This window comes from Geodermatophilus sp. SYSU D00742 (assembly GCF_054049935.1).
In genome coordinates this window covers 57,415-70,463 of the sequence record NZ_JBJGYJ010000015.1, presented here as the reverse complement: position 1 = coordinate 70,463, position 13,049 = coordinate 57,415, and the positions used below count along the sequence as shown (strand labels likewise).

Below are 13,049 nucleotides of genomic sequence, written 5' to 3'. Positions count from 1 at the left end.
GTGAACGCCGTCCTCGGCGGCTTCGCCGCGCTGGCCGCCGTCATCGCGGTGGGGTGGCTGGTCGGCCGGGCCGGCACGCTGGGGGCCGGCGCCTCCGAGGTGCTGTCCCGGCTGGCGTTCTACGTGGCGACGCCGGCGCTGCTCTTCCTGACCCTCGCCGAGGCCGATCCCTCCGTCCTGGTCTCACCGCACCTGGTCGCCACGGCCGGCAGCGCCGTCGGGTGTGCCCTCCTGTTCGTCGTCCTCGCCCGGTGGCGCCGGCGCGTGCCGGCGACCGACCTGGCGACGGGTGCGCTGGCCTCCTCGTACGTGAACGCCGGCAACCTCGGCGTCCCCGTGGCCGTGTACGTCCTGGGCGACGCCTCGTACGTCGCGCCGGTGCTGCTGTTCCAGGTCCTCGTCATGGCGCCGGTCGGACTCGCCGTCCTCGCCGGCCGACAGCCGGCGGGTTCCTCGCGGTGGCGGGTGCTGACCGCGCCGGTCCGGACCCCGGTCGTGGTCGGCTGCGCCCTCGGGCTGCTGGTCGCCACGACCGGGGGCGACCTGCCCGCGGTGGTGCTGCGTCCTGTCGAGCTCACCGCGGGGCTCGCCGTCCCGGCCGCTCTGCTGGCCTACGGCATGAGCCTGCACGGGGCGCCACGGCCGGCGTCGGGCAGCGGGGCCGGCCGGGTGTGGCTGGCGGTGGCGCTCAAGACGGTGGGCCAGCCGCTGCTGGCCTACGCGCTGGGCAGGTGGGTCGCCGGGCTCGACGGGGGCGAGCTGCTCGCCGTCACGGTCACCTCGGCGCTGCCGACCGCCCAGAACGTCTTCGTCTACGCAGCCGCCTCCGGCCGGTCCACCGTCCTGGCCCGGGACGTCGTCCTGGTCACCACGGTGCTCTCCGTGCCCGTTCTCCTGGGCGTGGCGCTGCTCCTGGGCTGACCGGGCGCGGGCCCCGAGGTGGTCGCGGCGGCCGACGACCGTGCGCGGAGGTGTGACCTGCGCCGACCGACTAGGTTCGGTGGCCGACGGTGCGGTCGGCGCAGGGGAGTGACGCAGTGGGCAGATCGGTGCTCGTGACCGGTGGGAACCGGGGGATCGGGCTGGCCATCGCCCGCTCCTTCGCCGAGCAGGGCGACTCGGTGGCGGTCACCCACCGGGGCAGCGGCGTCCCCGACGGGCTGTTCGGCGTGCGGTGCGACGTCACCAGCACCGAGGACGTCGACCGGGCGTTCAGCGAGGTCGAGGAGCACCAGGGCCCGGTCGAGGTGCTGGTGAGCAACGCCGGCATCACCCGCGACGGCCTGCTCATGCGGATGAAGGAGGCCGACTTCACCGACGTCCTCGACGCCAACCTCACCGCCGCCTACCGGGTGTCGAAGCGGGCCGCGGCGAAGATGGTGCGGGCGCGGTCGGGCCGGATGGTCTTCATCTCCTCGGTCGTCGGCCTGCTGGGTTCGGCCGGCCAGACCAACTACGCGGCGAGCAAGGCCGGCCTGGTCGGCCTGGCCCGCTCGATCGCCCGCGAGCTCGGCAGCCGGGGCATCACCGCCAACGTGGTGGCCCCCGGCTTCGTCGAGACCGACATGACCGCGCAGCTGCCGGAGAAGCGCCAGCAGGAGATCCTCGGGCAGGTGCCGCTGGGCCGGTACGCCTCCGCGGAGGAGATCGCCGGCGTCGTGCGCTTCCTGGCCGGCGACGCGGGTGGCTACATCACCGGGGCGGTCGTCCCGGTCGACGGCGGACTGGGAATGGGGCACTGATGGGCATCCTCGAGGGCAAGAAGATCCTGGTCACCGGGGTCCTCACCGAGGCGTCGATCGCGTACGCGACCGCCCGGATCGCGCAGGAGCAGGGCGCCACCGTCGTCCTGTCCAACTTCGGCCGGGCCCTGTCGCTGTGCCAGCGGATCGCCAAGCGGCTGCCGGCGGAGGCGCCGGTCGTCGAGCTCGACGTCACCGACACCGAGCACCTGGCCAGCCTGGCCGACCGGCTGCGCGAGCACGTCGGCGACACCCTCGACGGCGTCGTCCACTCGATCGGCTTCGCGCCGCAGGAGGCGATGGGGGAGGGCTTCCCCGAGGTGGCGTGGGAGCACGCGGCGACCGCCTTCCAGGTGTCGACCTGGTCGATGGCCTCCCTCACCCAGGCCTGCCGACCGCTGTTCGGGGCGCAGGCCTCCGTCGTCGGGCTGACCTTCGACGCGACCGTCGCCTGGCCGGTGTACGGCTGGATGGGGGCGGCCAAGGCGGCGCTGGAGTCCACCTCCCGCTACCTGGCCCGGGAGTTGGGCCCCGAGGGCGTCCGGGTCAACCTGGTCGCCGCGGGCCCGCTGCGCAGCATGGCCATGAAGTCGATCCCCGGCAGCGCCCAGTTCGAGGAGGCGTGGGAGGCACGCGCACCGCTGGGCTGGTCGGTCACCGACACCGAGCCCGCCGGCAAGGCGGTCGTGGCCCTGCTGTCGGACTGGTTCCCCGCGACCACCGGCGAGATCGTGCACGTCGACGGGGGGTTCCACGCCGTCGGCGTGTGAGGTGCATCCGTCCGCGACGCCAGAGAGAAGAAGTACCGTGCCCCGCGCCACCGACGTCGACCTCCACCCCGGCCAGCGCCCCGACGAGGACCCCTCGCTCGCCGTCCGCAACAACGGCGGCGTCGTCCCGTCGGACCGGCCGGCTCCGGCCGGACGCCGCGAGGCGCTGCTCGTGCTGTCCTTCGGGGGCCCCGAGGGGCCCGAGGACGTCATGCCGTTCCTCGAGAACGTCACCCGCGGCCGCGGCATCCCTCGCGAGCGGCTGGAGGAGGTCGCCGAGCACTACCACCACTTCGGCGGCGTCAGCCCGATCAACGACCAGAACAAGGCGCTGATCGCCGCGGTCGAGGCCGACCTGGCCGCCGCCGGGGTCGACCTGCCGGTCTACTGGGGCAACCGCAACTGGGCGCCCTACGTCGAGGACACCTGGCGGCGGATGGCCGACGACGGCATCGAGCACGTCTACGTCTTCGCCACCTCCGCCTACGCCTCGGCGTCGGGCTGCCGGCAGTACCACGAGGACGTCGCCCGGGCCCGTGCCGCGTTCGGCCCCGGTGCGCCGACGGCCGAGAAGCTGCCGCACTACTTCGACGCCCCCGGCTTCGTCCGGGCCAACGCCGACGCCCTGGCCGCGGCGCTGGCCTCGCTGCCCGACGACGTCCGGGACACCGCGCGCCTGGTGGCGACGGCGCACAGCATCCCGAACGCCATGGCGGCCGTCGCGGGCCCCGAGGGGCACGCCTACGAGAACGAGCTCGGGGCCGCCGCCCGTCAGGTGGTGGACGCCGTCGCGCCGGGCCGGTCGTTCGACCTGGTGTGGCAGAGCCGCAGCGGCCCGCCGTCGGTGCCGTGGCTGGAGCCCGACGTCAACGACCACCTGCGCACGCTGGCGGCGGCGGGGGAGAAGGCGGTCGTGCTGTTCCCGGTCGGCTTCGTCAGCGACCACCTCGAGGTCGTCTGGGACCTCGACAACGAGGCGAGGGAGACCGCCGCCGGGCTGGGCCTGGCCTTCGCCCGGGCGGGCACGGCGGGCACGCACCCGGCGTTCGTCGCCACGGTGCGGGAGCTGGTGCAGGAGCGCCGGGCCGGCGCCCGCCCGCGCCTGGGCACGAACTGCCCCGCGGCCTGCTGTTTCGTGGCCAGACCCGCCGGGCCGCCCGCCTGAGCGACGGCATCGCCGGAACTCCTCGCGGATCGCGGGTGCTACAGGACCGGCAATGGCCGGAGGAACCCGGCGACGGGTTGCGGCCTCAGCGCGGGACGGCGTTGAAGGCCGCCGTGACGGCCTCGCGGACGGCGTCGGCCAGCGGGCGCAGCGCGTCGTCCCGGGCGGCGGCCTGACCGGTGGTGACCGCGCCACCCGGGGCGTCGGTGAGCGCGAGGTCGAGCACCTGCGCCAGCCGCTGGGCGCGGCCCAGGACCGACAGCGCGACGGGGTCGGTGCCCGGCGGCATCCCGGGCACGTGCGCCGGCCTGGCCAGCCCGGCCAGCAGTGCGGGCACCTCCGGGTGCCAGCGGGCGAGGTCGAGGTCGACCAGCGTGCGGGCCGCGTCGCCCACGGCCAGGTCCAGCGCGCCGGACACCGCCCGCAGCGAGCCCTCGACCGGCGGCGGCACCGGTGGCACACCGTCCAGGGGGAACGCCGTCCACTGGACCACCTCGGGCCCGAGGGGCTCCGGCACCAGCGCGAGGCGCTCCCCGACGGCCGCCTGTCCCGCCTCCAGTGCCAGCTCGGCCAGACCGGGGGCGCGCGGCAGCCCGCGGACGTCACCGGGCACGGGCAGGACGAGCCGGAACCGGCGCTCGCCCAGGCCGCGCAGCGCGGTCAGTGCCCATCCGAGGGGGACCGCCTCGGCGGTGCCCGGCATCCCGGACACCCGGTGCGCGGTCTCGCCGGTCAGCGCGTCCAGCGCCTCGTCGTAGGAGGAACGGCCGGTGAGCCAGGCGGTCGCCCAGACCGCGAACCGGCCGGCGGGGAAGTCGTGCACCCGGCGAGGTTATGCCGGGGTCTCGGGATGGTGACGAGGGTGTGGGAACCGGTCACTCCCCGGTTCCGGTCTGCGAGAGTGACGGGGTGGACGCCTGGCTGCTGTGGCTCATCGCATCCGGCCTGTTCGCGGCGGGTGAGATGGCCAGTCTCGACCTGGTGCTGCTCATGTTCGCCGGCGGTGCGCTGGGCGGCATGACCGTCGCCCTCCTCGGCGGTCCGGTGGTCCTGCAGCTCGTCGGGTTCATCGTCGTCTCGGCGCTGCTGCTGGTCCTCGTGCGCCCGCTGGCCAAGCGGCACCTGGTGGACCGGACGCCCGAGCAGCTCGACGGCGTCGCCACCGTGATCGGCCGGACGGCGAAGGTCACCGAGGCCGTCGACGGGCACGGCGGGCGCATCCGGCTGGGCGCCGACGAGTGGACCGCGCGCAGCCAGTACGGCGGCGAGCACTTCCCCGTCGGCACCACCGTGCGGATCCTGCAGGTCGACGGGGCCACCGCCGTCGTGGGGGACGCCCTCGAACTGGAGTGACGCGCCGCCCCCGGACCTGTCCCACCCCTGACGAAGGGAACACCCCGTGACGCCCGCCCTGATCGCCCTCATCGTGATCGCCCTGCTGGTGGTCGTCGTCATCGCCAAGAGCGTGACGATCGTGCCGCAGGCGCAGGCCAAGGTGGTCGAGCGGCTCGGCCGCTACAGCCGCACGCTCTCCCCGGGCCTGTCGATCCTCGTGCCGTTCATCGACCGCGTCCGCGCCACCATCGACCTGCGCGAGCAGGTCGTCTCCTTCCCCCCGCAGCCGGTGATCACCGCCGACAACCTGCAGGTCGGCATCGACACCGTCGTCTACTTCCAGGTGACCGACCCGCGGCTGGCCGTCTACGGCATCGCCAACTACATCACCGGCATGGAGCAGCTGACCACGACGACGCTGCGCAACGTCGTCGGCGGGCTGAACCTGGAGGGTGCGCTGACCGGCCGCGACGGCATCAACAGCCAGCTGCGCTCGGTGCTCGACGGCACCACCGGCCCGTGGGGGCTGCGGGTGGCCCGCGTGGAGATCAAGGCGATCGACCCGCCGCCGTCCATCCAGGACTCGATGGAGAAGCAGATGCGCGCCGACCGCGACAAGCGCGCCATCATCCTGCAGGCCGAGGGTGCCCGGCAGTCGGCGATCACCACGGCCGAGGGTCAGAAGGCCGCCGCCATCCTCTCGGCGGAGGGCAAGAAGCAGGCGGCCATCCTCGAGGCGGAGGCCGAGCGGCAGAGCCGGATCCTGCGCGCCGAGGGTGAGCGCGCCGCGCTGTTCCTGCAGGCGCAGGGACAGGCGAAGTCCATCGAGACGGTCTTCCAGGCCATCCACGACGGCAAGCCCGACCAGGGGCTGCTGGCCTACCAGTACCTCCAGACGCTGCCGCAGATCGCGCAGGGCGACGCGAACAAGATGTGGATCGTCCCGAGCGAGTTCAGCAAGGCGCTGGAGGGCCTGGCCAACCTCGGCGGGGCCGGGGAGGGACGGTCCTGGATGGACGTCGGCCCGTCGCCGGACGGCGGCGCGAAGCCGACCGCGGAGATGGACACCAGCGGCTGGTTCGAGTCGCAACTGCCCCCGGCGGCCGACCAGCCGGAGGCGAGGATCGAGCTGACCAGCATCGCCGACAGCGAGCCGGCCGTGCCGACCCCGCCGCCGCTGTCCCAGGTGACCGAGGACGTCCGCGACAGCGGGCCGGCGGCCGACCCGGCAGTCCGGGAACAGTTCGGCGCGACCGACAACGGCCGGCCCCGGACGTAGCGGCGGCCGCGTCCCGCGCCGGGTACCGCTCCTGTCGGGAGTGGACCGGTCGCGGGGCCGGGGGTCCCCGGCCGGGACACGGCAGCGGCTGTGTCCCGGCCGGGTACGGCTCCTGGTGGCGGTGTCGACCGGGGTGGGTCGACGGTGCCTCAGTCCTTGAGCAGCCCCTCGCGCAGCTTGGCGAGGGTCTGGCTGAGCAGTCGCGAGACGTGCATCTGCGAGATGCCGATGTCGGCGGCGATCTGCGACTGGGTCATGTTGCCGAAGAACCGCAGGATGAGGATGCGCCGTTCGCGGGCCGGGATGGTGGCCAGCAGCGGCTGCAGTGACTCCCGGTACTCCACCCCCTCGAGCGCGGCGTCCTCCTCGCCGAGGGTGGCCGCCAGGGTGGGGGAGTCGTCCTCACCGGAGAGCCGCTCGTCCAGCGAGCTGCTGCGGTAGGCGTTGGCGACGGCGAGCCCCTCCAGCACCTCCGCCCGCGGGATGCCCAGGTGCTCGGCGAGCTCGCTGGGCGTCGGCGCCCGGCCGTTCTTCTGGGCCAGCTCCCCGACCGCGGCGTTGAGCGACAGGTGCAGCTCCTGCAGCCGGCGCGGCACCCGCACCGACCAGCCCTGGTCGCGGAAGTGGCGCTTGATCTCGCCGGTGATCGTCGGCACCGCGAAGGAGAGGAACTCCACGCCACGGGTCGGGTCGAACCGGTCGATCGCCGCGATCAGGCCCAGCGTGCCGACCTGGAGCAGGTCGTCGAAGGGCTCGCCACGGTTGCTGAACCGGCGGGCGAAGTGGCGGACGAGCGGCAGGTGCTCCTCGACGAGGATCTCCCGCAGCCGTTCCCGCCGGGGGTCGCCCTTCTCCAGCGTGGCCAGCTCCGCGAACAGCGGAGCGGTGCGCTCGGCGCGGCGGCGGTTGTCCGACACGGGGACGGCGTCGGGCTCGACCGCGGCCTCCGGCTCGGCGACGGCGTCCGGCTCGTCCGTGGCGTCGGACCCGGCCGCGGCGTCCGCCGGCGGGACCTCCTCGGTGCGGGGATCGGGGACCAGGACCGGCTGCTCCTCCGACGCGATCTCTCCCTCCGTCGGCCGGGGGGCGGTCGGGGACTCGTCGTCGCGCAGGGTGTCCTCCTCGACGGGCTGTGACCTCGCGGTTGCCCCCCGGGTCACCGCGCGACCGAGATGTTCTGGCCGGCGTCACCGAGCAGCTGGTCCGGGTGCTGACCCGGGAGGAACTTGTCCATCGAGATGAGCGCGACCGGGGCGGCGGAGCCGTCCCCGGCCGGCACGGTCGCCTGCGTGGCGGGCCCGGCCTCCACGTTGTCGACCAGCGTGTGCAGCACCGCCCACCCGAAGCCGTCGCGGGGGACGTCGGTGCCCTCCGTGGTCGGCACCCAGGCGTCGATGTGGAGGCCGGCCCGCGTCGTCTCGAACACGACGGTCAGTCGCCGGTCGCCGGACACGACCGAGGCGAGCGTCGCGCAGGCCTCGTCCACCGCGAGGCGGAGGTCCTCGACGGCATCGAGGTCGTAGTCCATCCGCATCGCCAGGTCACCGGCCATGGCCCGCACCGCGGGCAGCTGGCTCGGGGTGGTGGGCACCCGCAGTTCCAGTCGTTCGGCGCGCCGCCCGTCGTGCGCGAGGGCACCCCTCGAGTCCACCATCCGTCGTCCGCTCCTCATCCTCTGCGTTCCGCACCCGGCGCCGGGGGACCCGGCGCGCGCGGCTGGGGCCCATCGTGCCCGACGAGCGGCCGGACCGGCGCAGCGTCGACGGGCAAGGCGCCCGAAGAAGTGGGTTACCCGTGGTCCCCCGTGCGCCAAACCCCCCGTCCCACCTGGGGGAGCGCGGTTGCCGCCCTCCTCCCCCTGCTGTTTCCTGACCGCAGATGAACGCCAGCCAGGAGAGTGCGAGCCCGGGGTCGCGTCCCACCCAGGACGCGGGGGGCGCCGTGCTGGTCGCGGCGATGGAGGACGCCCCGGCGGCCATCTACTGCCTCGCCGGGCCCGCCATGGAGCCCGTCTGGGCCAACGCCCGGGCCCGGGAGCTGGGCGCCACCCGTGCGGACCTCCCCTCCGTCGCCGGGCACCGGGTCGCCGACCTGGCCGACACCGTCGCCCGCACCGGCCGTCCGGAGACCGTGCACGGCACCCTGGGGTCCGACGGCGAGGCCGCCAGCGTCGTCCTGCAGCCGCTGACGGTCGGGGGCGAGCCCGGGGTGCTGCTGGTCCTGGAGTCCGACCCGGCCGACCGAGCCGACCGCCCGGGCAGCGAGGCCGACGTCGTCGAGCTGGCGCAGCACTCGCTGCTGCCGCCGACCCTGCCCCTGCTCCCCGACCTCCGGCTGTCGGGCAGCTACCACCGGGCCAGCTCGGCCCGCGCGGCCGGCGGGGACTGGTACGACGCGGTCCCGCTCGGTCGGGGCCGGGTGGCGCTGGTGATCGGGGACGCCGTCGGCCACGGTGTCCCGGCCGCCGGTGCGATGAGCCGCCTGCGCGGGGCGATGCGGTCGGTGGCGCTGCGCGACCCGTCGCCGGCGGCGGTCGTCGCCGCGCTCGACGCGTTCGCCGCCCAGATGGAGGACGTCGAGGGCGCCTCGGTGTTCTACGGCGTGCTGGAGGCGGCCACCGGCCGGCTGACCTACGCCGCTGCCGGTCACCCGCCGCCGCTGGTGGTGCACCCCGACGGCACGACGACGTTCCTGCCGCTCACCCCCCGCCCCCCGCTGGGGAGCCTGCCCGGTGCGCCCACCGACGTCGCCACCGCGGAGGTGGAGCCGGGCGCCACGCTCGTCCTGTACTCCGACGGCGCCGTCGCGGCCTCGGGGCCGCCGCCGGCCCGGGGGCTGGACCGCCTGGCGCAGGTCGCCCGGGAGGCGCTGCCGGGGCCCGGCGCCCCGGACGCCGAGGAGGCGGCCGGGCTCGCCGCCGCCGTCGTGGAGCGGTTGCTGGACGCGCGGGAGCGGCCGGACGACATCGCCGTCCTCGTTGCCCACCGGCGCGCGGAGGCGACCGAGGCCATCGCCCTCGACCTGCTAGCCGTCCCGTCCTCGCTGCCGGCGGTCCGCCGCCGGCTGGCCACCTGGCTCACGGCCCTCGGCATGGGGGAGCAGGACACGGTCGGCGTCATGGTCGCCGTGGGGGAGGCCTGCGCCAACGCCGTGGAGCACGCCTACCGCGGCAGCGAGCCCGGCCGCATGTGGGTCACCGCCGCGGTGGACGTCGACGGGCTGCTGACCGTCACCGTCCGCGACGAGGGCACCTGGCGTCCGCCCGACCGCGACCCCGGCGACCGCGGCCGGGGGCTGCTGATCATGCGCCAGTTGGTCGACGGCGTGGTGCTGCAGGGCGAGCACGGCACCACGGTCACCCTCAGCATGCGGCTGCGCCGCAGCCCGGAGGAGATCGAGGAGCGCCACGCGAACGCGAGCACCGCCGACGTCGTCGTCGACCGCACGGGCGAGCGCCCGGTGGTGCGGGCCGCGGGTGTGGTGGACCTGGTCGGCGCGGAGCAGATGCGCATCCGGTTGCTGGAGGCCAGCCACGGCGGCACCGGCCGTGTCGAGCTGGACCTCACGGCCGTCACGCTCTTCAGCAGCGCCGCGGTGCGTGTCGTCCTCGCCATGGCGCGGATCGCCGGCGACGAGGGCTGGCGCCTGACGGTGCACGCCCCCGAGGGCGGCGTCACCCGGCACATCCTCGAGATCAGCGGGCTGGGCGGCCTGGTGGAGCTGCGCTGACGGGGAACCGCGCCGACGGCGCGGTTTGAGGAACGTCGTCGTTGCCCATTCCCCGGGCGTGAGACTCCGCCGCAGCGACGTGCACGGCCCCGGGTGGCGACGCCGGCGCGCCGGCCGCGGTTTCGCCTACTACGACACCGACGGCTCGCTGATCAGGGACGAGCGCCTGGACCGCGTCCGGGCCCTGGCCATCCCACCGGCCTGGTCCGACGTCTGGATCTGCCCGTGGCCCAACGGGCACATCCAGGCCACCGGGGTCGACGCCGCGGGGCGCCGCCAGTACCGCTACCACGACGCGTGGCGGGCCCGGCGCGACGCCGAGAAGCACGAGCGGGTGCTGGAGATCGCCCACCAGCTGCCCGACGTGCGGGAGGCGGTGGTGGAGGCGGTCACCGGCTCCGGGCTGACGCGGGAGCGGGTGCTGGCCGCTGCCGTGCGGCTGCTGGACCTCGGCGCCTTCCGGGTGGGCAGCGAGCAGTACGCCGAGGACAACGGCACCTACGGGTTGGCCACGCTGCTCCGGGACCACGTGCGGGTGCGCGGTGAGCGGGTCTTCTTCTCCTACACGGCCAAGGGCGGCATCGAGCGGGAGCTCGAGCTGACCGACCGGCCGACGGCCGACGTCGTCCGTGAGCTGCTCAAGCGGCCGGCCGACACCGGCGAGGAGCTGCTCGGGTACTGGGTCGACGACCCGACCGGCCCCGGCCGGGTGTGGCACGACGTGACCAGCGCCGAGGTCAACGCCTACCTCAAGGAGATCAGCGACGCGGAGATCACCGCGAAGGACTTCCGGACCTGGAACGCCACGGTGCTGATGGCGGCCACGCTCGCCGAGACGCCGGAGCCGGCGACGAGGACCGCCCGCAAGCGGGTGGTGAAGCAGGCCTACGAACGGGTCTCGGAGACCCTCGGCAACACCCCGGCGGTCTGCAAGGCCAGCTACGTCGACCCGAGGGTCGTCGACCGGTTCGAGAACGGGGAGACCATCGCGCCGGCGCTGGGAGAGGCGGCCTCGGCCACCGACGACCGGACGGCGCAGAAGGTGCTGGAGCAGGCGGTCTGCCGGATGCTCACCGACGCATGAGACAGCGAGGGCCCCGCCGGAACCGGCGGGGCCCTTCGTGTACGCCCCTGCAGCGTCCCGCCGCGAGCTCGTGGGTGGCGGGGGCAGGGTCCTCCGTCAGCGCGCGCTGCCGTCCACGATGGTGAACAGGTCGATCAGACCGGTGACCTCCAGCGGCCGGGTGACCGCGCGCGTGGTGGCGACCAGGCGCAGGTCGACCTCACGGGTGCGGGCCGCCTTCTGGGTCTCGACGAGGACGGCCAGCCCGGCGGAGCCGAGGAACTGGACGCCGGACAGGTCGATGACCAGGCTCTTCGGCTGCTGCTCCAGCTGGGTGTCCAGCGAGGAGCGGAGGACCGGGGCGGTGAACGTGTCCACTTCGCCGACGACCGTCACCGTGACCGCGCCGTCGTCCCCGGTGGAGGTGGAGAGCGTGATCACGTCGTCGAAGGGTGCCTCCGTGCCTTCGGTCGACACGTCGGGCTGCCCCTCGGCAGGCAGGTCGGATGTGGTCACGGGCTGAGCTCCTCTCAACGGCAGTGCCCGACGGCACGACCGCCCGGTCAATCTACCGCTGCGCGGCCCGCCGGTGTCGTGGCCCCCCGGGCCCGCTCGTCGTCGATCGTGTCCCCCGCCGGTGCGAACCGGCGTGGCTGCGGCTGCCTGCTCAACCGCCGCACCAACGTAGACAACGGTCCTGGGACGCGCCAACCCGCCCGATCGGGCACCGTCGGGCAGGCCCCGCCCGCTGCGCACCGGCAGCGGGCGGGGCCACCCGGCACAGCCCGCCCCGGTCCGCGTCGTCAGTCGATCACGTGGACCGCGGCCTCCTCGGCGCTCTCGCCGCCGACCGGCAGGTCCCCGGTCGCCTCCACGTCGTCCGCGGTGCGGTTGGTCCCGGAGTCGGTGTCCGGCGTGGTGGAGGTGTCCTGCTCCAGTTGCAGGTGGGCGCGCTGGGGGTCCTCGGCGGCGCGGACGCCGGGCTGGACGTCGGGCACCTCGCGGTCGAGCCGGCCGGTGAGCGACTCGCCCTCCGACTGCTCGAAGGCGGTCGTGCCGAAGTCGACGCTGGCGCCGGCGTCGTCACGGGGGACGGGCGCGAACTGCGGGTCCTCGGCGCGCTCCTGGGTGGGGGAGTCGTCCTGGGAGACCTCGGGGATCCCCTCGTCCTCGGGGAACACGTCCCGGGCGGTCTGGCCCTCGGGCTGCGTCATTCGGTGCCTCCTCTGCGCGGGAGGGCCCGCGCGCTCGGGGATGCGGCCGGGGAGCCGGCCGACGTCTGGGTCCGGCCTACCCGTCGCGTGCCCGGCCATGCGTGACCCTCGTCCTGCCGACGGCCGGTCCCGTTCCGGCATGGCACCGGGGACGGCGGGGTAGCGGGGCCCCATGGCGATCGCAGACGAGGTGCAGCGGATCGGGGCCCCGGTCCGCCGCTGGGCCCGCATCCAGAAGCGCGAGTACTCACAGGGGGAGCCGCGCCCGCTGGGCGGGGACCTCGGGGCGATGGGCGTGTACAGCGCCGTGGTCGCCGCCGGTGTGGCCGTCGTCCGGGCCTCGGGCCGGCCCCTGCCCCGGCGCATCCCGCTGGGGGACGCGGTGCTGCTGACGGTCGGGACCTTCCGGCTGGCTCGCCGGATCGCCAAGGACCCGGTGACCAGCCCCCTGCGCGCGCCGTTCACCGCCTTCCAGGGCCCGTCGGGTCACGCGGAGGTGGCCGAGGAGGTGCGCGAGCACGGCGGGGTGAAGCACGCCGTCGGAGAGCTGCTCACCTGCCCGTTCTGCCTGGCCCAGTGGGTGGGCACGGCGTTCGTGTTCGCCTACGTGGCCGCTCCGAACGCCACCCGGCTGGCGGCGCTGACGATGACCGCAGTCGCCGGCTCCGACGTCCTGCAGTTCGCCTACGACGCCATCCAGAACGGCGCCCTGGAGCCCGGTGAGGAGGAGGGCTGACTCCTCCGTACGGGCG

The 13,049-nt window shown here is 74.9% G+C and carries 14 protein-coding genes; 9 read left to right on the top strand and 5 right to left on the bottom strand.

Features of this window, described 5'->3' with window-relative positions:
* The 4 genes from ACI78V_RS12525 to ACI78V_RS12510 all read left to right on the top strand — a co-directional run bounded on the left by ACI78V_RS12525 (nt 1) and on the right by ACI78V_RS12510 (nt 3,677).
* Entirely contained in the window at nt 1–921 is a 921-nt protein-coding gene (locus ACI78V_RS12525) for an AEC family transporter (protein WP_456851232.1), read from the top strand.
* A 116-nt stretch (nt 922–1,037) separates the two neighbouring features.
* Nucleotides 1,038–1,742, top strand: a complete 705-nt coding sequence (fabG, locus tag ACI78V_RS12520; protein ID WP_456851231.1) for a 3-oxoacyl-ACP reductase FabG — start codon at nt 1,038–1,040, stop codon at nt 1,740–1,742.
* Nucleotides 1,742–2,512, top strand: a complete 771-nt coding sequence (fabI, locus tag ACI78V_RS12515) for an enoyl-ACP reductase FabI (RefSeq protein ID WP_456851230.1) — start codon at nt 1,742–1,744, stop codon at nt 2,510–2,512. The genes fabG and fabI overlap by 1 nt, the downstream gene beginning before the upstream one ends.
* 37 nt (nt 2,513–2,549) lie before the next feature.
* On the top strand, nt 2,550–3,677 hold the full coding sequence (locus ACI78V_RS12510; protein WP_456851229.1) for a ferrochelatase: 1,128 nt from the start codon (nt 2,550–2,552) through the stop codon (nt 3,675–3,677).
* Between the two features lie 85 nt (nt 3,678–3,762).
* On the opposite strand, the gene ACI78V_RS12505 is transcribed toward ACI78V_RS12510, so the two are convergent.
* The gene (locus ACI78V_RS12505) at nt 3,763–4,500 is read right to left on the bottom strand and encodes a hypothetical protein (RefSeq protein ID WP_456851228.1); all 738 of its coding nucleotides are present in this window, start codon (nt 4,498–4,500) and stop codon (nt 3,763–3,765) included.
* An 86-nt stretch (nt 4,501–4,586) separates the two neighbouring features.
* Between ACI78V_RS12505 and ACI78V_RS12500 the strand changes: the two genes are divergently transcribed.
* Both ACI78V_RS12500 and ACI78V_RS12495 read left to right on the top strand, forming a co-directional pair.
* Nucleotides 4,587–5,030 (top strand): NfeD family protein, encoded by a 444-nt coding sequence (locus tag ACI78V_RS12500; RefSeq protein ID WP_456851227.1) that lies wholly within the window; start codon nt 4,587–4,589, stop codon nt 5,028–5,030.
* 46 nt (nt 5,031–5,076) lie between these two features.
* Nucleotides 5,077–6,291, top strand: a complete 1,215-nt coding sequence (locus ACI78V_RS12495; protein ID WP_456851226.1) for an SPFH domain-containing protein — start codon at nt 5,077–5,079, stop codon at nt 6,289–6,291.
* A gap of 149 nt (nt 6,292–6,440) precedes the next feature.
* Here ACI78V_RS12495 and ACI78V_RS12490 read toward each other — a convergent pair whose 3' ends face one another.
* On the bottom strand, nt 6,441–7,451 hold the full coding sequence (locus ACI78V_RS12490) for an RNA polymerase sigma factor SigF (protein ID WP_456851225.1): 1,011 nt from the start codon (nt 7,449–7,451) through the stop codon (nt 6,441–6,443).
* Nucleotides 7,448–7,945: an ATP-binding protein gene (locus ACI78V_RS12485; protein WP_456851224.1), complete on the bottom strand. Its 498-nt coding sequence runs from the start codon at nt 7,943–7,945 to the stop codon at nt 7,448–7,450. Before ACI78V_RS12485 ends, ACI78V_RS12490 begins: the two co-directional genes overlap by 4 nt.
* Before the next feature lie 224 nt (nt 7,946–8,169).
* Here ACI78V_RS12485 and ACI78V_RS12480 point away from each other — a divergent pair, with 224 nt between their 5' ends.
* Nucleotides 8,170–10,020: a SpoIIE family protein phosphatase gene (locus ACI78V_RS12480; protein WP_456851223.1), complete on the top strand. Its 1,851-nt coding sequence runs from the start codon at nt 8,170–8,172 to the stop codon at nt 10,018–10,020.
* 58 nt (nt 10,021–10,078) lie between these two features.
* Nucleotides 10,079–11,104, top strand: a complete 1,026-nt coding sequence (locus tag ACI78V_RS12475; RefSeq protein WP_456851222.1) for a DNA topoisomerase IB — start codon at nt 10,079–10,081, stop codon at nt 11,102–11,104.
* 96 nt (nt 11,105–11,200) lie between these two features.
* Here the strand turns inward: ACI78V_RS12475 and ACI78V_RS12470 are convergent, their stop codons facing one another.
* Both ACI78V_RS12470 and ACI78V_RS12465 read right to left on the bottom strand, forming a co-directional pair.
* On the bottom strand, nt 11,201–11,599 hold the full coding sequence (locus ACI78V_RS12470; RefSeq protein WP_456851221.1) for an STAS domain-containing protein: 399 nt from the start codon (nt 11,597–11,599) through the stop codon (nt 11,201–11,203).
* 287 nt (nt 11,600–11,886) lie between these two features.
* Nucleotides 11,887–12,297, bottom strand: coding sequence for a hypothetical protein (locus ACI78V_RS12465; protein WP_456851220.1), 411 nt, complete (start codon nt 12,295–12,297; stop codon nt 11,887–11,889).
* Nucleotides 12,298–12,469: 172 nt separating this feature from the next.
* On the opposite strand from ACI78V_RS12465, the gene ACI78V_RS12460 reads away from it, so the two are divergent.
* Nucleotides 12,470–13,033: a DUF1360 domain-containing protein gene (locus tag ACI78V_RS12460; protein WP_456851219.1), complete on the top strand. Its 564-nt coding sequence runs from the start codon at nt 12,470–12,472 to the stop codon at nt 13,031–13,033.
* The last annotated feature ends 16 nt before the right edge of the window (nt 13,034–13,049 follow it).